This is a genomic window from Shinella sp. GW821-FHT11G07 (assembly GCF_058808115.1).
Map to the genome: position 1 here is coordinate 12,648 of NZ_JBXARJ010000010.1, position 19,557 is coordinate 32,204.

21 protein-coding genes are annotated in these 19,557 nt (G+C 61.9%); 10 read left to right on the forward strand and 11 right to left on the reverse strand.

Annotated elements, in window-relative coordinates; genetic code table 11:
- The first annotated feature begins 82 nt into the window (after positions 1-82).
- The 4 genes from rpsM to rplQ all read left to right on the forward strand — a co-directional run bounded on the left by rpsM (position 83) and on the right by rplQ (position 2,759).
- Positions 83-451 (forward strand): 30S ribosomal protein S13, encoded by a 369-nt coding sequence (rpsM, locus tag AC1RT2_RS19635; RefSeq protein ID WP_069059015.1) that lies wholly within the window; start codon positions 83-85, stop codon positions 449-451.
- 244 nt (positions 452-695) lie between these two features.
- Entirely contained in the window at positions 696-1,085 is a 390-nt protein-coding gene (gene rpsK, locus AC1RT2_RS19640) for a 30S ribosomal protein S11 (protein WP_069059014.1), read from the forward strand.
- 100 nt (positions 1,086-1,185) lie between these two features.
- On the forward strand, positions 1,186-2,196 hold the full coding sequence (locus AC1RT2_RS19645; RefSeq protein ID WP_069059013.1) for a DNA-directed RNA polymerase subunit alpha: 1,011 nt from the start codon (positions 1,186-1,188) through the stop codon (positions 2,194-2,196).
- Between the two features lie 140 nt (positions 2,197-2,336).
- Complete coding sequence (rplQ, locus tag AC1RT2_RS19650; protein ID WP_069059012.1) at positions 2,337-2,759, forward strand: 50S ribosomal protein L17; 423 nt, start codon at positions 2,337-2,339, stop codon at positions 2,757-2,759.
- Positions 2,760-2,813: 54 nt separating this feature from the next.
- Here rplQ and msrQ read toward each other — a convergent pair whose 3' ends face one another.
- Positions 2,814-3,458: a protein-methionine-sulfoxide reductase heme-binding subunit MsrQ gene (gene msrQ / locus AC1RT2_RS19655; protein WP_069059011.1), complete on the reverse strand. Its 645-nt coding sequence runs from the start codon at positions 3,456-3,458 to the stop codon at positions 2,814-2,816.
- Complete coding sequence (msrP, locus tag AC1RT2_RS19660) at positions 3,458-4,399, reverse strand: protein-methionine-sulfoxide reductase catalytic subunit MsrP (protein ID WP_493104610.1); 942 nt, start codon at positions 4,397-4,399, stop codon at positions 3,458-3,460. The genes msrQ and msrP overlap by 1 nt, the downstream gene beginning before the upstream one ends.
- 201 nt (positions 4,400-4,600) lie before the next feature.
- Here msrP and AC1RT2_RS19665 point away from each other — a divergent pair, with 201 nt between their 5' ends.
- Positions 4,601-6,004: a DegQ family serine endoprotease gene (locus AC1RT2_RS19665; RefSeq protein WP_493104612.1), complete on the forward strand. Its 1,404-nt coding sequence runs from the start codon at positions 4,601-4,603 to the stop codon at positions 6,002-6,004.
- Positions 6,001-7,308 (forward strand): replication-associated recombination protein A, encoded by a 1,308-nt coding sequence (locus AC1RT2_RS19670; RefSeq protein WP_444801761.1) that lies wholly within the window; start codon positions 6,001-6,003, stop codon positions 7,306-7,308. The genes AC1RT2_RS19665 and AC1RT2_RS19670 overlap by 4 nt, the downstream gene beginning before the upstream one ends.
- Before the next feature lie 40 nt (positions 7,309-7,348).
- Here AC1RT2_RS19670 and AC1RT2_RS19675 read toward each other — a convergent pair whose 3' ends face one another.
- Positions 7,349-7,642 carry a hypothetical protein gene (locus AC1RT2_RS19675; protein ID WP_493104614.1) on the reverse strand — a complete coding sequence of 98 codons (294 nt, stop codon included), beginning with the start codon at positions 7,640-7,642 and terminating at the stop codon, positions 7,349-7,351.
- A 33-nt stretch (positions 7,643-7,675) separates the two neighbouring features.
- On the reverse strand, positions 7,676-7,990 hold the full coding sequence (locus AC1RT2_RS19680) for a DUF1883 domain-containing protein (RefSeq protein ID WP_493104616.1): 315 nt from the start codon (positions 7,988-7,990) through the stop codon (positions 7,676-7,678).
- A 264-nt stretch (positions 7,991-8,254) separates the two neighbouring features.
- Here AC1RT2_RS19680 and AC1RT2_RS19685 point away from each other — a divergent pair, with 264 nt between their 5' ends.
- Positions 8,255-9,196 (forward strand): alpha/beta fold hydrolase, encoded by a 942-nt coding sequence (locus AC1RT2_RS19685; RefSeq protein ID WP_493104618.1) that lies wholly within the window; start codon positions 8,255-8,257, stop codon positions 9,194-9,196.
- A 106-nt stretch (positions 9,197-9,302) separates the two neighbouring features.
- Here the strand turns inward: AC1RT2_RS19685 and AC1RT2_RS19690 are convergent, their stop codons facing one another.
- The 5 genes from AC1RT2_RS19690 to AC1RT2_RS19710 form a co-directional block, all read right to left on the reverse strand.
- The gene (locus AC1RT2_RS19690) at positions 9,303-9,479 is read right to left on the reverse strand and encodes a hypothetical protein (RefSeq protein WP_160859753.1); all 177 of its coding nucleotides are present in this window, start codon (positions 9,477-9,479) and stop codon (positions 9,303-9,305) included.
- Positions 9,480-9,577: 98 nt separating this feature from the next.
- On the reverse strand, positions 9,578-10,213 hold the full coding sequence (locus AC1RT2_RS19695) for an alpha/beta hydrolase family protein (protein ID WP_493104621.1): 636 nt from the start codon (positions 10,211-10,213) through the stop codon (positions 9,578-9,580).
- A 21-nt stretch (positions 10,214-10,234) separates the two neighbouring features.
- Positions 10,235-10,405: a hypothetical protein gene (locus AC1RT2_RS19700; protein ID WP_171902393.1), complete on the reverse strand. Its 171-nt coding sequence runs from the start codon at positions 10,403-10,405 to the stop codon at positions 10,235-10,237.
- A gap of 64 nt (positions 10,406-10,469) precedes the next feature.
- Complete coding sequence (locus AC1RT2_RS19705) at positions 10,470-11,462, reverse strand: endonuclease/exonuclease/phosphatase family protein (protein ID WP_493104623.1); 993 nt, start codon at positions 11,460-11,462, stop codon at positions 10,470-10,472.
- 107 nt (positions 11,463-11,569) lie between these two features.
- A complete protein-coding gene (locus AC1RT2_RS19710) occupies positions 11,570-11,983 on the reverse strand; it encodes a hypothetical protein (protein WP_493104625.1) in 414 nt (137 codons plus the stop codon).
- 677 nt (positions 11,984-12,660) lie between these two features.
- Between AC1RT2_RS19710 and AC1RT2_RS19715 the strand changes: the two genes are divergently transcribed.
- Together AC1RT2_RS19715 and AC1RT2_RS19720 are read left to right on the forward strand one after the other, a co-directional pair.
- Complete coding sequence (locus tag AC1RT2_RS19715; protein WP_493104627.1) at positions 12,661-13,956, forward strand: ImmA/IrrE family metallo-endopeptidase; 1,296 nt, start codon at positions 12,661-12,663, stop codon at positions 13,954-13,956.
- A gap of 2 nt (positions 13,957-13,958) precedes the next feature.
- Positions 13,959-15,089 (forward strand): beta family protein, encoded by a 1,131-nt coding sequence (locus AC1RT2_RS19720; RefSeq protein WP_493104629.1) that lies wholly within the window; start codon positions 13,959-13,961, stop codon positions 15,087-15,089.
- Between the two features lie 26 nt (positions 15,090-15,115).
- On the opposite strand, the gene uvrB is transcribed toward AC1RT2_RS19720, so the two are convergent.
- Positions 15,116-18,187, reverse strand: coding sequence for an excinuclease ABC subunit UvrB (gene uvrB / locus AC1RT2_RS19725; RefSeq protein ID WP_493104632.1), 3,072 nt, complete (start codon positions 18,185-18,187; stop codon positions 15,116-15,118).
- Positions 18,188-18,300: 113 nt separating this feature from the next.
- Here uvrB and AC1RT2_RS19730 point away from each other — a divergent pair, with 113 nt between their 5' ends.
- Positions 18,301-19,248, forward strand: coding sequence for a DUF3137 domain-containing protein (locus tag AC1RT2_RS19730; RefSeq protein WP_493104634.1), 948 nt, complete (start codon positions 18,301-18,303; stop codon positions 19,246-19,248).
- 50 nt (positions 19,249-19,298) lie between these two features.
- Here AC1RT2_RS19730 and AC1RT2_RS19735 read toward each other — a convergent pair whose 3' ends face one another.
- Positions 19,299-19,547, reverse strand: coding sequence for a hypothetical protein (locus AC1RT2_RS19735; protein ID WP_493104637.1), 249 nt, complete (start codon positions 19,545-19,547; stop codon positions 19,299-19,301).
- Positions 19,548-19,557 lie beyond the last annotated feature (10 nt).

The window sequence follows — 19,557 nt, forward strand, 5'->3', positions numbered from 1 at the left end:
CGATTGAGCGACACGGCTCCTGGGCCGTTTCATATGAAGAAAACCACTTGCCGGATGGCAACTGGAAGCAAGGAGAACAGGCGTGGCACGTATCGCTGGCGTCAACATCCCGACCGCGAAGCGCGTAGTCATCGCGCTGACCTACATCCACGGGATCGGCCCGAAATTCGCACAGGAAATCATCGAGAAGGTCGGTATCCCGGCTGAACGTCGTGTGCACCAGCTCACGGACGCAGAAGTTCTGCAGATCCGCGAAGCCATCGACCGCGACTACCAGGTCGAAGGTGACCTGCGTCGCGAAACCTCGATGAACATCAAGCGTCTCATGGACCTCGGTTGCTACCGTGGTCTGCGTCACCGTCGTGGCCTTCCGGTCCGCGGTCAGCGCACGCACACCAATGCCCGCACCCGCAAGGGTCCGGCAAAGGCCATCGCAGGCAAGAAGAAGTAATTTCCCGGCAACGGGGAACAAGAGGCTGGCGCTTCGCGCCGGCCTCTTTTGAGTTTCGAGCGGGGCCTTGCGTCATGCATGGGTCCCGGTCGGTGGAGCTGCTGGCATTACGGCAGTGACGATATCGCCGCACGCATCGCCCTACGGGGGCAGCGTGCATTTGTTATTCAGGGCAGGGACTTCAGTCTCTCCCGGTGGAGCCGCTGGTACTACGGCGGTGTCGAGATCAACGAAAGGACTACCCATGGCCAAAGAAGCCGCACGCGTCCGCCGTCGCGAACGCAAGAACATCACCTCGGGTGTTGCTCACGTCAATTCTTCGTTCAACAACACGATGATCACCATCACCGATGCACAGGGCAACGCAATTGCCTGGTCGTCGGCCGGTGCCAAGGGCTTCAAGGGTTCGCGTAAGTCGACCCCGTTCGCAGCCCAGATCGCTGCTGAAGATGCTGCCAAGAAGGCGCAGGAACACGGCATGAAGTCGCTGGAAGTCGAAGTCTGCGGTCCGGGTTCCGGCCGTGAATCGGCTCTGCGCGCCCTCCAGGCTGCCGGTTTCATGATCACGTCGATCCGCGACGTGACCCCGATCCCGCACAACGGTTGCCGTCCGCGCAAGAAGCGTCGCGTCTGATCATCGCATTTAAACAACCATGGAAGCCGGTCGGCTTCCATGGATCTTCAGGGCTCGGCCGTCACGATTGAATGGTGGCGGCGAACGGAAGGCAAAACATATGATCCAGAAAAACTGGCAGGAACTGATCAAGCCGAACAAGGTGGAATTCGCCTCCTCCGGCCGCACCAAGGCGAGCCTTGTTGCAGAGCCGCTGGAGCGTGGCTTCGGCCTGACGCTCGGCAACGCGCTGCGTCGCGTTCTCCTGTCGTCGCTGCGTGGCGCGGCTGTTACCGCCGTGCAGATCGATGGCGTCCTGCACGAATTCTCGTCGATCCCGGGTGTCCGCGAAGACGTGACCGATATCGTGCTCAACATCAAGGAAATCGCCATCAAGATGGATGGCGACGATTCCAAGCGTATGGTCGTGCGCAAGCAGGGTCCGGGCGTTGTTACGGCTGGTGACATCCAGACGGTCGGCGACATCGAGATCCTGAACCCCAACCATGTCATCTGCACCCTTGACGAGGGCGCGGAAATCCGCATGGAGTTCACGGTCAACAACGGCAAGGGCTACGTCCCGGCCGACCGCAACCGTTCCGAAGACGCGCCGATCGGCCTTATCCCGGTCGACAGCCTCTACTCGCCGGTCAAGAAAGTGTCCTACAAGGTGGAAAACACCCGTGAAGGCCAGGTTCTCGACTATGACAAGCTGACCATGTCCATCGAGACTGACGGCTCCGTCACCGGCGAAGATGCGATCGCGTTCGCGGCCCGTATTCTTCAGGACCAGCTCTCGGTCTTCGTCAACTTCGACGAACCGCAGAAGGAAGCCGAAGAAGAGTCGGTTACCGAGCTCGCCTTCAACCCGGCGCTCCTCAAGAAGGTCGACGAACTGGAACTTTCGGTCCGTTCGGCGAACTGCCTGAAGAACGACAACATCGTCTACATTGGCGATCTCATTCAGAAGACCGAAGCCGAAATGCTTCGCACTCCGAATTTTGGTCGCAAGTCGCTGAACGAAATCAAGGAAGTTCTCGCTTCCATGGGCCTGCACCTCGGCATGGAAGTGCCGGCATGGCCGCCCGAGAACATCGAAGATCTCGCCAAGCGCTACGAAGACCAGTACTAAGGCCGCGCGCGCCCCCACGGGGGCGCGTAAAGCTGGCCTTAGCATGTACAAACGCGCATGTACCTGTGTTCCGCGGAGCGGGACGGACATGCGGAACCATCAAACGGCAGGCAACTGCCTGCATGTGAAGGAGAATAGAGATGCGCCACCAGAATTCCGGTCGCAAACTCAACCGTACCCCCAGCCACCGCAAGGCGATGTTCGCCAACATGGCTGCTTCGCTCATCCTGCATGAGCAGATCGTAACGACGCTGCCGAAGGCGAAGGAAATTCGCCCGATCGTCGAGAAGCTCGTCACCCTCGGCAAGCGCGGCGACCTGCACGCTCGTCGTCAGGCGATCTCGCAGATCCGTGACGTTACCGTCGTCGCCAAGCTGTTCGACGCCATCGCGACCCGTTACGCCACCCGCAACGGCGGCTACCTTCGCATCATGAAGGCCGGCTACCGTCACGGCGACAACGCCCCGCTCGCCGTCATCGAGTTCGTTGAACGCGACGTCGACGCCAAGGGCGCAGCCGACAAGGCGCGCGTTGCTGCTGAAGCCGAAGCTGAAGCCGCCTGATCTTTTCGGGATACACAGTTGAAAAAGGCCGGGAGAGCGATCTCCCGGCCTTTTCTATGCCCTGTTGAACTGCGTTCGCCCGTCGCTTCCGCGTTTCCAGCGATTGAAGCGCGGCCGTATGGGGCGCCAGGCGACGAGCAGGACCACGAGCCCCAGATAGATCATCTGCTCCAGCGCGACGACCTTGACCGCCATGGCAAAGTGCAGCGCGCCTGCCGCCGCAATCACATAGACGAGCCGGTGCAGTTTCACCCAGCGCGGTCCCAGCCTGCGGATCGACCAATTGTTCGATGTCAGCGCGAGCGGGATGAGCATCACGAAGGCGGCCATGCCGATGGTGATGAAGGGACGCTTGGCGATGTCGGTCAGGATAGCCGCGAAATTCAGGTACTGATCGAGCACCATATAGGTCAGGAAGTGCATCAGCACATACCAGAAGGCCAGCAGTCCGAGCGCGCGACGGTAGCGGATCCAGTTGATACCGAAGAGATCCCGCAGGGGCGTGATCGCAAGCGTCGCCACGAGGAAGCGCAGGGCCCAGAGGCCAAGCAGGTGCTCGAACTCTTTTACCGGATTGCCAGGCAACAGTCCCGTCGCGCCGAGATAGAAGCCATAGGCCGCCGGCGCGAGCCCGACGGCATAGAGCAGCCAGATCGACGCCGCATGATATTTGCGGGGCAGGGCGGGCAGGCTGACCATCAGAAATTCGCCCTCAGATCCATGCCGGCATAGAGGCCTGCGACCTCCTCGGCATAGCCGTTGAAGGGCAAAGTCGGCCGGCGGTTGGCACCGAAGAAGCCGCCTTCGCCGATGCGGTTCTCGCTCGCCTGGCTCCAGCGCGGGTGGTCCACTTCCGGATTGACGTTGGCGTAGAAGCCGTATTCGTTGGCGGCGGCAAGGTTCCAGGTCGAGGGCGGCTGCTTGTCGGTGAGCGTGATCTTGACGATCGACTTGATGCCCTTGAAGCCGTATTTCCAAGGCACGACGAGACGGATCGGCGCGCCGTTCTGGTTCGGCAGGGTCTTGCCGTAGACGCCGACGGAGAGGATCGTCAGCGGGTGGCGGGCTTCGTCCAACCTGAGGCCTTCGACATAGGGCCAGGGCAGCGACTGGAAGTAGCCCCCTTGGCCTGGCATTTCCTCCGGCCGCACCACAGTCTCGAAAGCGACGTATTTCGCGTCGCTGAGCGGCTCCACCTGGTCGAGCAGGGCAGCGAGCGGAAAGCCGATCCACGGAATGACCATGGACCAGGCCTCGACGCAACGCATGCGATAGACCCGATCCTCGAGCGGCATGGCCATTAGCTCTTCCAGCCCGAATTCTTTCGGCTTGCCGACAAGGCCGTCGACCTTGATGGTCCAGGGCGTCGGCTTGAATTTCTCCGAATTCGCCGCCGGATCGCCCTTGCCGAGGCCGAACTCATAGAAATTGTTGTAGGTCGTGACGTCCTTCTCCGGCGTCAGCTTCTCATCGACCTTGTACTGGCTCGGCGCCGCCTTCAGGGCCTCCGCAAAAGCCGGCGTGCCGGCCGCAGCCATCGCGCTACCCGCCGCAGCAGCGAGAAAGGTGCGGCGATTAAGGAAACAGTGTTCCGGCGTAATATCCGAAGTGGCGATGCGGGGCGGGCGGTAGAAAGACATGGTGAGGCTCGATTTGTTCGGTTGCTTTCCCTGGTACCTACGTAGACGAGGCCCATGTTGTTTCAACGGCAGCAAAAGATTTGTGGTGACCACTTTTTCGTGCATTGCTCGTGACGTCGTCGCGATCGACAAGCGGGCGGTTTGCCTTTTTTCCTGCGAAATCCTATCTGATCGTAGCGCAGAAACGAAGGAGACTCGTCCATGCTGAAAGTCCGCACCTTGCTTGCCGTCCCGGTCGTTCTCGCGCTGGCGCTCGTTACGCCCGCCACGGCCCAGGAGCGCACCGTGCCGCAATCGCGCACGGAGATGCAGCTCTCCTTCGCACCGCTCGTCAAGCAGGTCGAGAATGCCGTCGTCAACGTTTATGCCGAGCGCGTCGTCGAGCGTCGATCGATCTTCGAGGGCGATCCCTTCTTCGAGGAATTTTTTGGCCAGCGCATGCCGAATCGCAGCGAAAAGCAATCGTCGCTCGGCTCCGGCGTCATCGTCGGCACGAAGGGCATAGTGGTCACCAACAACCATGTGATCGAGGGCGCCAGCGACATCAAGATCGCGCTCGCCGATGGTCGTGAGTACGAAAGCACCGTCGTGCTGAAGGACGAGCGCGTCGATCTCGCCGTGCTCAAGGTCAAGGGCGACTTCGAATTCACGGCACTGCCGCTGGGCGACAGCGACGCGGTCGCGGTGGGCGATCTCGTCCTTGCCATCGGCAATCCCTTCGGCGTCGGCCAGACCGTGACCAGCGGCATCGTTTCGGCGCTGGCGCGTAACCAGGTGCGGTCCGGCGACTTCGGCTTCTTCATCCAGACCGACGCCTCGATCAATCCCGGCAATTCCGGCGGCGGCCTGATCAACATGAACGGTGAGCTGATCGGCATCAACACGGCGATCTTTTCGCGCGGCGGCGGCTCGAATGGTGTCGGTTTCGCCATACCGGCCAACCTCGTGAAAACCTTCATCGCCAGCGCGGAGAACGGCAGCGCCAGCTTCGACCGTCCCTTCGTCGGCGCCACCTTCGAGGCGGTCACCTCGGAAGTGGCCGAAGCGCTCGGCCTGCAAAGGGCGCGCGGCGCGCTGATCTCGCAGGTGCAGGCCGGCAGCCCGGCGGAAAAGGCGGGCATGAAGCCGGGGCAGGTCATTACGGCGGTGAATGGCATTCCGGTCGAACATCCTGATGCCCTCGGCTATCGTCTGACCACGGTCGGCATCGGCGGCACGGCGCGCATCACCATCGTCAACAACGGCAAGGAAGAGGACCTGACGCTGTCGCTCGACCGCGCGCCCGAAACGACGCCGCGCGACGAGCGGCTGATCGAAGGCCGCAATCCCTTCTCCGGTGCTGTCGTCGCCAATCTGTCGCCGCGTATCGCTGAAGAGCTGCGCATGCCGGTCAACCAGGCGGCAACCGGCGTGGTCGTCACCGAGATCAATCGTGGTTCGCCGGCAGCCCGCATCGGTCTCCAGCCACGCGACATCATCGTCGAACTCAACGGCACTGCGGTCACGTCGAGCGAAATCCTCGCCAAGCTCGTCAACGAGGACCCGTCCATTTGGCGCGTCGAGATCGAACGCGACGGCCAGCGCATCCGCCAGTTCTTCCGATGAGTGATCTTTTCGCCCCGCGTGAACCGGAGGACATGGCAGCTAAGCGCCCGCTTGCCGATCGCCTGCGCCCCCGCACGCTGGGCGAGGTTTCCGGCCAGGAGCACCTGACCGGGCCGGACGGCGTGCTGTCGCGCATGATCGAGGCCGGCTCGCTCGGCTCGATGATCTTCTGGGGACCGCCCGGCACCGGCAAGACGACGGTGGCACGGCTGCTGTCGGGCGAAACCGGCCTTGCCTTCGAGCAGATTTCGGCGATCTTCTCCGGTGTCGCCGATCTCAAGAAGATGTTCGACGCCGCTCGCCAGCGCCGCATGGGCGGGCGCCAGACGCTGCTCTTCGTCGACGAAATCCATCGCTTCAACCGCGCCCAGCAGGACAGTTTCCTGCCGGTCATGGAGGATGGCACCATCGTGCTCGTTGGCGCCACGACGGAAAATCCGTCCTTCGAGCTCAACGCCGCTCTTCTCTCCCGTGCCCGCGTGCTCACCTTCAAGCCGCATGACGAAGAGAGCCTGGAAGAACTGCTGAAGCGCGCCGAGGCGGTCCAGGAAAAACCGCTGCCGCTGGACGCGGAGGCGCGGGCATCGCTGCTGCGCATGGCCGACGGCGATGGCAGGGCGGTGCTGACGCTGGCGGAGGAAGTCTGGCGCGCGGCGCGCGCCGGCGAAACCTTCGGGCAGGACGATCTCTTTCGCATCGTGCAGCGCCGCGCACCGGTCTATGACAAATCGCAGGACGGCCATTACAATCTCATCTCCGCTCTGCACAAGGCCGTGCGCGGATCGGACCCCGATGCGTCGCTCTACTATCTTACCCGCATGCTGGATGCCGGGGAGGATCCGCTGTTCCTTTGCCGCCGTATGGTGCGTATGGCCGTCGAGGATATCGGCCTTGCCGATCCGCAGGCGCTGGTCGTCTGCAATGCTGTGAAGGATGCCTACGACTTCCTCGGCTCACCGGAGGGCGACCTTGCACTGGCGCAGGCCTGCCTCTATCTTGCCACCGCACCGAAATCGAACGCCGTCTACACCGCCTACAAATCGGCCATGCGCGCAGCCAAGGAAAACGGCTCGCTGCTGCCGCCGAAGCACATTTTGAACGCGCCGACCAAGCTGATGAAAGGCGAGGGCTACGGCGACGGCTATCGCTACGACCACGACCAGCCAGATGCCTTTTCCGGCCAGGACTATTTTCCGGAAAAGATGGGCCGCCGGCAATTCTACGACCCGCCGGAGCGCGGCTTTGAACGCGAGCTGCGCAAGCGGCTCGAATGGTGGGCGAAGCTGCGGCGGGAGCGCGGTTAGGCCGCGCTGCACGCTTGGCGTGGCGCCGTCGTTGAGATGACTATTCTGCGCTTACCAGGATGGAATCTACGCTGATTTGGCTGAGCCTTTCCCTGGCGTTGATGGCGATCAGCCTCAGCCCGGGGTTTTCTTCAATCGCCCGCCCGTACCGGTACTTTGCGGCATGCAGGTCGCCAATTTTTTCGTAGCATAGACCCAGCCGCTCCCCGAGATATCCGCCGTCCAGCGACTGGTCGCCATCTGCCATGAACAGATAGATCTTGATCGCATCCGCAGCGTTCCCGTCCGCGATCAGCTCTTTTGCTCGACGCTCAAAATAGTTGAAATTATACATATTTACTTCTCGTGTCGGTTTCTCGCCTCAAGGCTACGCAGCGCTGAAGCGGGGTGCCGGTTTCGGCGGGGCGAGCGGCACGATCTTGATCGACGAGTCGGCCTTGCCCGGATGCCCTTCCATGTCGACCACCACGTGCCAATGGCCGCTCTTCGGAATCTTCAAGCGGATCGGCGATTGTTTGGCGACGCCGCCGAGAAACTTGTGCTGGCGGGCGTTCTTGAACAGGTCGAAGTTGGCGTGGCTCATCAGGCGCACATTGGCCACCGCCGAAAGCGTGATCTCGATCACCGTTCCGCCGCGCTGCATGTCGAGATCGTAGTGCGTATAGGAAAAGCTGTGTGCCATGGTCTGCCCGGGAACGTATCTGGTTTTGCGCTAATATTGCCACGTGCCGGTTAATGTTTTCTTCCCCGCAGAAGGCCATCCGCGAATTGAATAGTATAATTATTACAGCATGTTGCTGGAGAAACCGGATTCAGTCCGGCAACCCGTTGATTCAACTTTTCAAGCGCTGCAGAAAAATTTCGAGGGCCGTGTCGGCTCGTCGGTCCGGGCGACGTCCTTGGTGCATGAAACCGGCGGGCGCCGGTTGGAACCGAGGAGAACGACATGCCCAGAATGACCATCATCACCCTTCTGACCGCAGCACTTGCCGCTTTCGCACCCATCGCAGCCGCCGAGGAGGCCAGGGACAACCCGTTGCAGGGCGAGGCCGGCAAGCCGGACAAGGCGGGCCATCTTGAGGTCAACGGTATCAACTACTACTACGAGATCCGCGGCAAGGGCGAGCCTCTGCTGCTGCTTCACGGCGGCCTTGGCCAGATCGAGATGTTCGGCGCCAATCTCAAGACGTTGCAGGATCAGCGCCAGGTGATCGGCGTTGATCTCCAGGGGCATGGTCGCACGCCGCTCGGCAGCCGGCCGATCGACATTGCGGCCATCGGCAAGGACATGGCCGGCCTCGTCACGACACTCGGTTACGACCAGGTCGATGTGCTGGGTTACTCCTTTGGCGGCGGCGTGGCTCTCCAGATGGCCGCGCAGGCGCCGGACAAGGTGCGCCGTCTCGTCATCGCCTCCGCGCCCTTTGCCCGGAACGGTTTCTTTCCCGAGATGATTCCGCAGCAGGAGGCGGTTTCGGGCGCGATGGCCGACATGATGAAGGAGACGCCGATGTACAAATCCTATGCGGCCGTAGCACCCGATGTTTCCGAGTTTCCGAAACTGCTCGATGCCATGGGTGAGGCGATGCGCCAGGATTACGACGCCTCCGCCGCCGTCGCAAAACTCTCCATGCCGGTCATGCTGATCTTCGGCGACAGCGACATGATCCGGCCGGAGCATATGGTCGAGTTCTACCAGAAGCTCGGCGGCGGGCTGAAGGATGCCGGCTGGATGCGGGAGAACATGTCAAAGAACCGTCTGGCCATCCTGCCGGGCCTGACCCACTACGAAACCTTTGCGGCACCCGCCCTTGTCAATACCGCACTGCCTTTCCTCGATGGCCAGTCTACCACGCAGAGCTGGGCCGGGCAGGTTGACGGCAATTGAAAAAGTCTGAAGCCCGGATGCGGTATCGCATCCGGGCTTCACACGTCCGTGAGGCCGTCTGGCCGCTGGAGCCGCGCTTCCAGCGACCCCGGTCGAAGGGCTCCGCTTAGCGGCAGACGCGGACGCGTTTGATGATGAGGTTGCCGTAGTAGTCGTAGCTCTTGATCTTCTTGATGAAGCAATAGGGCTGGTAGTCGTAGCTGTAATAGCCGGCCTGCGAGGGGGCGGCGAAGGAGGCAACGGCGGTGAGAGCGACAGCGGCGGCGAGGATGAGGTTGCGCATGGTGGTGTCCCTTCTGGTTCGGTTGGGATGGTTCGTTCCATCCAGTGACCGAACTTTCGCATGGGACGCTGTTCCGCGCTGTTCCGCGCGGAACACGGCTACAAAGTCTCCGTCCAGGCCTTCACGGTCCTCGCCATGGTGGTGAGGTGATCGGCGGCGGAGAAGCCGGAAATGCTCTTGCGCGGCTTGAGATCGTGGTCGCCGTCTTCCAGCCAGAGGACGCGGATGCTGGCCGGCAGGCCATAGGTCGGCACCTCGTCCTTCGTGCCGAAGGGATCGCGCGTGCCCTGGCAGATCAGCGTCGGCGTTTTCAGCGCCATCAGGTGGGCGGTGCGCAACTGTGTCGGCTTTTCCGGTGGGTGGAACGGGTAGCCGAGGCAGAGGAGGCCGGCGATGCGGCCTTCGGCAAAAAGTGCGTCAGCCACCATGCTGGCAACGCGCCCGCCCATCGACTTGCCGCCGATGACGAGCCTGCCCTTCGCCGCGAGCGCCTCGACGGCGGCGCGGAACTCCGGGTTCAGCGTCTCGGCCTTCGGTGGTGGCCGGCGGCTGCCGTCGGTGCGGCGGGCGGCCATGTAGGGGAATTCGAAACGGGCGATGCGCAGGCCTTCTCCGGCGAGCGCCGCTGCGGCCGCGTTCATCGAGGCCGAATCCATCGGCGCGCCGCTGCCATGGGCAAGCAGGATCGTGGTGGTGGCGTCTTCCGGGCCGGTGAAGAGGAAGGGGGTGCTCATCGCTGCGTCAACGGCCCCGTCTCACTTGGCGTGGTCCTTCGCATCGCCGGGGGCGATCGGGTCGCTGGCGGGGAAGGTCTCTTCCAGCGCCTCTTCCAGATAGTCGTCCTGCTCGGCCTTCTCGCTCTTCTGCTTCTGGCGCGCGCGCTCCTGTTCGATCGAGGTTTTCGGGCTGTCCTTCTCTGTCGGCATCGTCATCTCCCGTAAAAGTCCTGCATCCAAGATAGGGTGTTTTTCCGCCGTGACGAGGCCCCGGTCAGCTTTCCGGCAGCGAGAGTTCGGCGATGACGGGCAGGTGGTTGGAGCCGAAATCCGGGCCGATGCGACGGGCGTGCAGCGAGATGTCGGGCGAGACGGCGATGTGGTCGATCGAGGCGCCGATATAGGCGAGCGGCGCGAGCTTCAGGCTGAAGCGCGTGACCGGCTGCAGCCAGCCGCCGGCGGTGGAGGCAAGGCCCGCCTGCTTCAGAAAATTGCGGAAGAACGGCGACCAGGTCGGCGTGTTCCAGTCGCCGGCGACGATGACCGGCGCCTTTTCGAGATCGCCCTTCACGGCGTCGGCGGCGGCGGAGAGATAGGCGTTGCGGTCGCGCCATTGCCAGAGGCGGCGGGGCGTCTCGGGGTGGAAGGCGTAAAGGAAGAGCGGCTTGCCGCGCGCATCGAGCTCGAGGCGCAGCGGCTGCTTGTAGGCGTCCTCCTCGGTGAAGGCGCGTTGCAGGGCGGTCTGGGCGCGGATCGGCAGCTGCGAATAGACCTTTATGCCGTCGCGCGCGGAGGGATCGAACTGGCTTTCATAGGGGAAGAGGCGTGAGGCCGTAATGGCGGTCACGAAGCGCCGCGTGGTTTCCTGCATCACGACGATGTCAGGTTTTTCCCGGCGCAGCAGATCGACGAAGGTTTCCGGGGTCTGCGCGTTCAGCACGTAGAGATTGGCGGTGAGCACCTTCAGGCCCGTGGAAGCGGTGGAGAGGCGGGCGGTTGGCACGTCGGCGGCGGGGATGAGCGCGACGGCAAGGCCGGCGACCGCCATGACGATCGCCTTCACCCGCCGGGTCACGCAGGCCGCGACGACGAGCAGCGCGCCCACGACGACGATATAGGGCCAGGCGAAGGTGGCGAGGTCGACCAGCCAGAAGCGGTCGGCGGCGAGCACGACGATGCTGACGGCGAACAGATAGGCGATGACGCCCGGCAGGACGAGGACGCGGTAGGCGAGGGCGATCGGTCCCCGGCGCGGCGCTATCGGCATCGGCTGTTCCTTCCGCATCAGGGGATTCGCCAGAGTCCCGTAACGGGATGTCCAGCCTTTACCCCGCGATGCCGGATGCCGCAATGCACACGGCCGCGAAGACGCGCTCAGTCGGGCGGAAAACCGTCCAGCCACGGCGGCGGCTCCCTGGCCCGCAATGCCTCGAACGCCCGGAACGACCGTAGCCGCCGCCCGGCGAGCAGCGAGCGCGCCACCGCCACTGCCGCATCCTGCATCTCCCGTTCACCGCGCCAGCGCGAGGCGAAAAGCAGCTTGCTGGCGGGCGTGCTGTAGTCCCTGACATCGCGCACCAGTTCGGCAAAAGCGTCGAACAGACGGCGCTGCTCGTCGTCGAGATTGTCGACGCAGCAGGGCTGCCGGTCGTCCCGATAGAAGAACGAGCAGCGGCGCGCGCGCCGGCATTCGCGCACAGAGCAGGCGTGCGACGGCACGGCGAGCATATCGGCGGTGTGGCAAAGCAGCGCCTCGTCGAGCGGGGGAAGCCGGCTGCGGTCGAACATGGGGGCTCCTGTCTGTGAGAGGTCGGGTACGCGTGCGCTTCAGCCGGGGGCGCCGGACTGCGGATGCGCGGCATCGGTCCCGCGCGTGAAACCACGCCGGGCTCTGGACAAACGAACGTCGGACGGGGCCCGGAGCTGCCGCATCTAAAGTAAGTAACTGGCACCTCGCGGCACCCCGTTCAGCGGTTTTTGCCTGCGACTCCGGTCTCTCTGCAAAGGCTGGCGCCGGCGGGCGGTTGCCGTCGGTTTCCGGGGCGGGTCCTATCCGGTTGACGGAACGGCAGCGCTCTCCATGAGCCCTGCCGCCCGGACAGGCGCGATCCGCACCCGTCCCGGAAAGACATCACCCCGGCGGACGATGCCGACGCATCCTCCGGGCCAGCCTCCTTGTGTGCCGCACAGGCACATCCGGCGCGCCGTTCGGGGCGTGAAGCGACAGGGTCGGTCCGACACCCCGCCGCTTCCCCCGTGTCGCCGGAGGGAGACCATTTTCCGCAGGCCCTTCCGGAGCAGGATTACGTCCCGCCCACCCCAAAAGCGCCGCCCCCGCCTCGCCGCAACGCCTTGCGGTGTATCCGCGGCGGGATGAGGGGATTATGGCATGGGTGGAGAGGGTGGGGAAAATTGAAAGCACCGCCGCGCTCGACACAACGAAAATGTTGTGTTAGATTTTTATTATGGTTGCTTCACTGGTTCTGAATGATCGTGATCTGAAAAACGCAAGGCGTCTTCTAGAGCGCCTTGATATGAAACTATCCGGACGTGCCGCGATTGAAGTGGCAAAACAAGGCTTTGCTGAAGAAGTTTGGGCCGCATATAGAAACTCCTTGAAGCGACGGAGAGAAGTTGTGCTCCGTGCTGTGGAGCTCTACGAAAAAACTAAGGCGGCGGATTCCGCCGACTTGTTCAGTGCGGTAGACGGGGATCCGGGACTTGCTCTTGTTGTAGCAAGAATTGCGCGGGGCATGTCCCAAAAAGAATTTGCCCGCCGTGTAGGCTTGAAAGAGCAGCAGATACAGCGATACGAGGCGGATAAGTATCGATCAATAAGTCTAGCAAACTATGGTCGATTGGCCCGATCTTTGGGCGTATCCTTAAAGCCCTCTATGTCAAAGCGGACGAATGAGTGGATAGGAGAGGAAATCCTCGCTGAATTTTCTTCAGACACAATAAGAAAAATATTGCGGCACGGTCGCGCAGCGGGATGGTTTTCCGCTCTGGAAGCAGACGAAGGTGCTGAGCAAAGGCTCGCATTGTACTTGAGTGATGCGCACCGAAATTATGGAAGCCCTGCATTACTGAGATCTTCTGCTGACCGAGAAGATGCAGAAAACGAATTTGCACTCCTTAGTTGGCGAGCGCGGATAACGGACGTGTTTTCGCGAGATCGCGGTAGCACTGCTGCGGAATTTGATCCACTTGACCTATCTTGGGTACCTGAACTTGTAAGGCTAAGTCGCCTACCAACTGGCCCTCTTGAAGCAGTTTCAATGCTTAGGTCACATGGAATCGGGTTCGTCTACGAGCCTCAGGTGCCCGGTCTAAGGCTGGATGGTGCTGCTCTCCTTGTTGATGGAGCACCTATTATAGCAATGACTCTTCGCTTTGATCGAGTGGACTACTTCTGGTTTACACTTCTGCACGAGCTTGCGCACGTATTTCTTCATATAGACTTGGGGATGGTAGCCGGGTTTTTTGACGATTTTGAGGATACGAGTATTGATGAATTTGAAAATGAGGCGAATATGTTTGCCTCAGAATTTGTGGTAAAGGGAGATGTTTGGAGAAGGTCACCGGCTCGTATTTCGAAGACAGAACAGCCGTTTTTGGATTTAGCAGAAAAATTGGGTATAAATTCCGCGCTGTTGTTTGGGCGCGCTCGCAAGGAACGAAATAACTACTCACTATTCTCATCTAAGGTCGGTCAGGGGGAGGTTCGGCGGTTATTTGAGATTTCACAAACTGGAGCATGATTATGGAATTAGGTTATGCTGCGTATGTAACTGTGTTGAGGCTCAAACAAGCGGAATATGAATCTCTATCGCAACTCAATGAAAGTGCTAAGGCCGCAATCTTACCACATTTCATCATTCCGCCTCCTTCGAAAAAAGACCAGGAAACTCGTCGATTGTTTTCGGGTCAAGAAACTATCCAATTTGCGGCGACGAGAGTGGGGCGGTTTTGGTTGGGTAGGCGTTCTCTTGTCGATGTTCGTTTTATCGCGAGCTGGGCGCATTCCAATCAAGGTGTGGGCTGGCTTAAATCGTTTCTCACAACTATTCGTTCGAATGGTGGAATACCTGTTCCTGTTGCGACGCTTCGTGACATCGAAGGTCCGTTGAAGTCAGATTTTGTCAACGCGATTACGGCCAATAAAGAGGGTATGGCGCTTCGCTTAACGCTTTCAGATCTGGGCGATGACGGTCTTAAGACCCGCATTCATAATTGTCTTCTCGCGCTGGCTCTAAAGCCGCACGAATGCATTTTACTTTTGGATTTTGCGGATGCCGATTTCTCATCTGTAGACATAATGCAAGAACAATACCGCATATATTTCGAAGAAGTTTATGAAATCGGGTTGTGGTCGAAGGTAGTTTTTCAGGGAACATCTTATCCTGATAAAAACATTTCGAAGCCAGGGCATACCTTGTCGCGCCCAAGAAATGATTGGCTTTCTTGGCGAGAGGCTACAACTGACAAAACATTCCTATCCAACACGTTATTCTCAGACTACGCGTCCGATACCGCGATTTTCCGGTTCGGCCCAGCTCGGGCTCGTGCAATTTGCCATCTTCGGTACAGCACCACTGATACGTGGGAAATAATTCGAGCTGGCGACGCGCTCAGCGATAGACAGGGTATGAAGAGTATTTGTGAAACTATCCGCTCTAACCCCTACTATGCAGGAAGAAATTTTTCTTGGGGGGATCAGTGGATTGACGATTGCGTCTTCGCTAGCGGCAAGACAAGTGGATCAACAATCTGGCGGATGGTGAATCTAACTCATCATTTTTCACGCGTACTATCAGACGTAAGTGGCCTCATTGATCGAGAGTTTCGCCCATATACCTACCAAGATCGCGGGGTCCAAGAGAGGCTTTTTTAGCTGACTCGTAAAGAGGCGGGCGGGTTTTATTGCCCCGGCCGCCCCGTTTTCCCCTTCGTGCGCCCCTTGCGCTTTGCCTCCGCCGGGTCCTCATAACTCCCGACGCCGACCTTCCCGCGTACGACCGGCTTGACGTCATCCGCCCCGCTTGCGCGTTCCGGCTCCCCTTCCAGCAAAGGCGAGAAACGTTTCTTGCTGGCGAGGGTTTCGTCCGGGCGGGCGGGGAGGGTGCCGGTGACCGGTTTTTCGGTGCGGCCGACGGTCATTTCGTCCAGGCTGTTCTTGCGGAACAGGGATTTTCCGGCCGGGGTGGCGACGTCGCGGTCCATGTCGTCTAGGGCGGGTTTCTGGAAATAGCTGGTGCCGGTCCGACCCTCCCCTTGAGGGGGAGGGTCGGACCGGAGGTCCGGGGCGGGGTGATCCTCTCCGGTGTCGGCGGTTGTGGCGGGGTCACCCCCACCCGCCGCTGTGCGGCGACCTCCCCCCTCAAGGGGGAGGTGGGTGGCCGGCTTGGCCGTCTTCTTTCCGGCATCCTGCGCCTTCGCGGCGCCTTTTGCTTTCCCGCTCGCGCCTTCGGCACTCGCCGCCTCTTGCCGCGCCATCGGGTCGTCCATGACGGCGAGTTCGGCGGCCTTGAGGCGTTTGATTTCGTCGCGCAGGCGGGCGGCCTTTTCGAAGTCGAGGTCGGCGGCGGCGTCGCGCATGGCTTTTTCCAGCGCGTTGAGATGGGTCTGCAGGTTGTTGCCGACGAGGTTGCCGCCATCGGCAAAACCCTTGCCGGAGACGCCGGAAATGTCGGCGCGGACGTGGTCGCGCTCGTAGACCGAATCGAGGATGTCGGAAATCCTGGCCTTTACCGATTCCGGGGTGATGCCGTGCGCCGTGTTGTAGGCCACCTGCTTTTCGCGACGGCGGGTCGTCTCGTCCATGGCGCGCTGCATGGAGCCGGTGATGTTGTCGGCATAGAGGATGACCTTGCCGTCGACGTTTCGCGCCGCGCGGCCGATGGTCTGGACCAGCGAGGTTTCGGAGCGCAAAAAGCCTTCCTTGTCGGCATCGAGGATGGCGACGAAGCCGCATTCCGGAATGTCGAGGCCTTCGCGCAGCAGGTTGATGCCGACGAGCACGTCGAAGGCGCCGAGACGCAGGTCGCGGATGATCTCGATGCGCTCCAGCGTGTCGATGTCCGAGTGCATGTAGCGCACGCGCACGCCCTGCTCGTGCAGGTATTCGGTGAGGTCTTCGGCCATGCGCTTGGTAAGCACGGTGACGAGCGTGCGGTAGCCGGCGGCGGCGGTCTCGCGGATTTCGCCCAGCACGTCGTCCACCTGGCTTTTCGCCGGGCGCACCTCCACGGGCGGATCGATAAGCCCGGTCGGGCGGATGACCTGCTCGGCGAAGACGCCGCCGGCCGCTTCCATCTCCCAGTTGCCGGGCGTCGCCGACACGGCGATCGTGTCCGGCCGCATGGCATCCCATTCCTCGAAGCGCAGCGGGCGGTTGTCCATGCAGGAGGGCAGGCGGAAACCGTATTCCGCCAGCGTCGCCTTGCGGCGGAAGTCGCCGCGGTACATGCCGCCGATCTGCGGGATCGTGACGTGGCTCTCGTCGATGAAGATCAGCGCGTTGTCGGGGATGTATTCGAACAGCGTCGGCGGCGGCTCGCCGGGCTTGCGGCCGGTGAGGTAGCGCGAATAGTTCTCGATGCCGGCGCAGGAGCCGGTGGCCTCCAGCATCTCGACGTCGTAACGCGTGCGCTGCTCCAGACGCTGCGCTTCCAACAGGCGGCCGGCCTTTTCCAGCTCGACGAGGCGGTGCTTCAGCTCCTCCTTGATCGCCTTGATGGCGCCGTTCAGCGTGGGGCGCGGCGTGACATAGTGGCTGTTGGCGTAGATCTTCACCGATTTCAGGTCGCCGGTCTTCTGGCCGGTCAGCGGGTCGAACTCCGCAATCGAGTCGATCTCGTCGCCGAACATCGAGATGCGCCAGGCGGCATCTTCAAGGTGGGCGGGGAAGATTTCGATCGTGTCGCCGCGGACGCGGAACGAGCCGCGCTGAAAATCCATCTCGCGGCGCTTGTATTGCTGGGCGACGAGATCGGCGAGCAGCTGGCGCTGGTCGAGCCGTTCGCCGACCTGCATCTGGAAGGTCATGGCGGTGTAGGTCTCGACCGAGCCGATACCGTAGATGCAGGAGACCGAGGCGACGATGATGCAGTCGTCGCGCTCGATCAGCGAGCGGGTGGCCGAGTGGCGCATGCGGTCGATCTGCTCGTTGATCGAGGATTCCTTCTCGATGAACGTGTCGGAGCGCGGCACATAGGCTTCCGGCTGGTAATAATCGTAGTAGGAGACGAAATATTCGACCGCGTTTTCCGGGAAGAAGTTCTTGAACTCGGAATAGAGCTGGGCGGCCAGCGTCTTGTTCGGCGCGAGGATGACCGCCGGGCGCTGTGTCGCCTCGATCACCTTGGCCATGGTGAAGGTTTTTCCGGAGCCGGTGACGCCGAGCAGCACCTGGTTGCGCTCGCCGGAGCCAAGCCCCTCGACGAGGTCCTTGATGGCGGTCGGCTGGTCGCCGGCCGGCTGGTATTCGGAGATCATGCGGATGGGGATGCCGCCCTCCGACTTTTCCGGCCGGGCCGGGCGGTGCGGCGTCCACAGCTTGCCGTCCTTGAACAGCGGGTTGCCGCTCTCGATGAGCGCCGACAGCGCCTCAACCGTCGCGGTGACGGCGGCGCCCGCATTCTGCGAGACGGCGTCCTCCAGCGAGGTGTCCATGCCGGAGACCGGGTTGAGGCCGGCGGCGGCGCGGGTCTTCGGGTCGGACGAGCCGCCGATCGACACGCCGCGCGAGGTTTTAGAGACGGTGACGTTTTCCGTGTGGCGGCGGGCGGCGTTCTCCACCGTCTTGCGGTGTTTGCCGGCCTTCGACGCGACCTCGCGGCGGCTTTCGATGCCCGCTGCCTCCGCTTCCGCCTCCAGCTGCTTCACCCAGTCGGAGACGCTGCCGCTGAGCGGTTCACCTTCGAAGGGCGATTGCGGGGCTTCCTCGAAACCGGGGTTCGAGGGCGAGGGTTTTTTCGGGGATCTGGCCATGCGGGGAATATGGAGAGAGTCACCGGGAAAGAAAAGAGGGCATGAGTACAAAAGGGAAACGAATTTGCGGCCGGTTCCACCCGTTATCCGAGAGCTACGGTGAGGGGGCGGTCATGAGCGCAGTCGTTGACGAAGCAGCATTGATGCCGAAGGACGCGGCGCTGGAAAGCCTCCACGCCGCGGTGACCGCCTACAATGCATCGCGCGGCAGCGTGACCGGGGACATGTATGTGCGCGTGGCGCTGATCTTCGGCGGTTACCTGGTGTTTTCGGCTTTCGTGGCCTACATCGCCTGGGTGGAAATCGCGAACGATATCGTCGGTATCGCGCTCGGGCTGCTGTTCGTCGGCGGCGGCTTCGTCTGGCGTTTCGCCCTCGCGCCGGCCAAGCAGTTCCAGCAGAGCCTGCGCGACCGCATGCTGCCACTGGTCTTCGGTTTCGTCGACAACGTGCAGTATGTGAACGGGGCGGAGCCGCGCTTCATCCACACCATGCCCGGTAAGGACCTCGTGCCGCGCGACCGCAACGAACATGGCGACATGATCGCCGGCAGGCACGAGGGGCTGGCCTTCACCCTGTCGGAGACCGAACTGATCACCGGCAGCGGCAAGAGCCGGCAGACCACCTTCAAGGGCGTGATCTTCCATTTCGAGCGAGAGCAGGAGTTTCCCGGCCAGCTTCTGGCGGCGCGCCGGCCCAATGCCGTGCACCGCTTCATGCGCGACCTGTTCGGCGGCTCCAGCCTGGCGCTCGTCATCAGCGGCAATCCCGAGGTGGACTCCTCGCACGAGTTCCGCACCAACCGGCTGGACGCCGCGACGCCCATCGTGCAGGGCACGCTGGCCAAGGCGCTCGACTATCTGGCGACGGAATGGCGCGACGACGTGGTCCGCATCGCGCTGGACGGCCGGGACTGCTACCTGCTGGTGCCGGCGAAGAAGAACTTTTTCGAGCTGCCGCCGGTCGACACGCCGATCGACTTCGACCGGCACCTCCGGCCCATGATCCGCGATCTCGTCATGCTGCTGGCGACAGCGCAGCTGGTGAACAGGATCGGTTAGGGCATCGCACCGCGTCGGCGTCGGATAATGCGATAAAACAATACTCTCGATCAGGGCACGACGACGCCCTGGAAAGCGCCGCAGAAGCAGATCGAGCCGAGCATCGCGGGCGGGATCTGGCAGACGAATTGCGGCGTCGCGCACCGGAATCCGAAGGCCTGCGCGGTCTGCAAGGCGGCCGTGCGCTCCACAAGACGGCTGTCAGCCGCCGATAGAGGCAGGGCAGCCACAACGGCGAGCACCAGAACCGGCAGCTGCCGGCGCCCCGCTTTGGTTCCGTGTCCAAAAAATCGCGTCATCTCTCGCTTC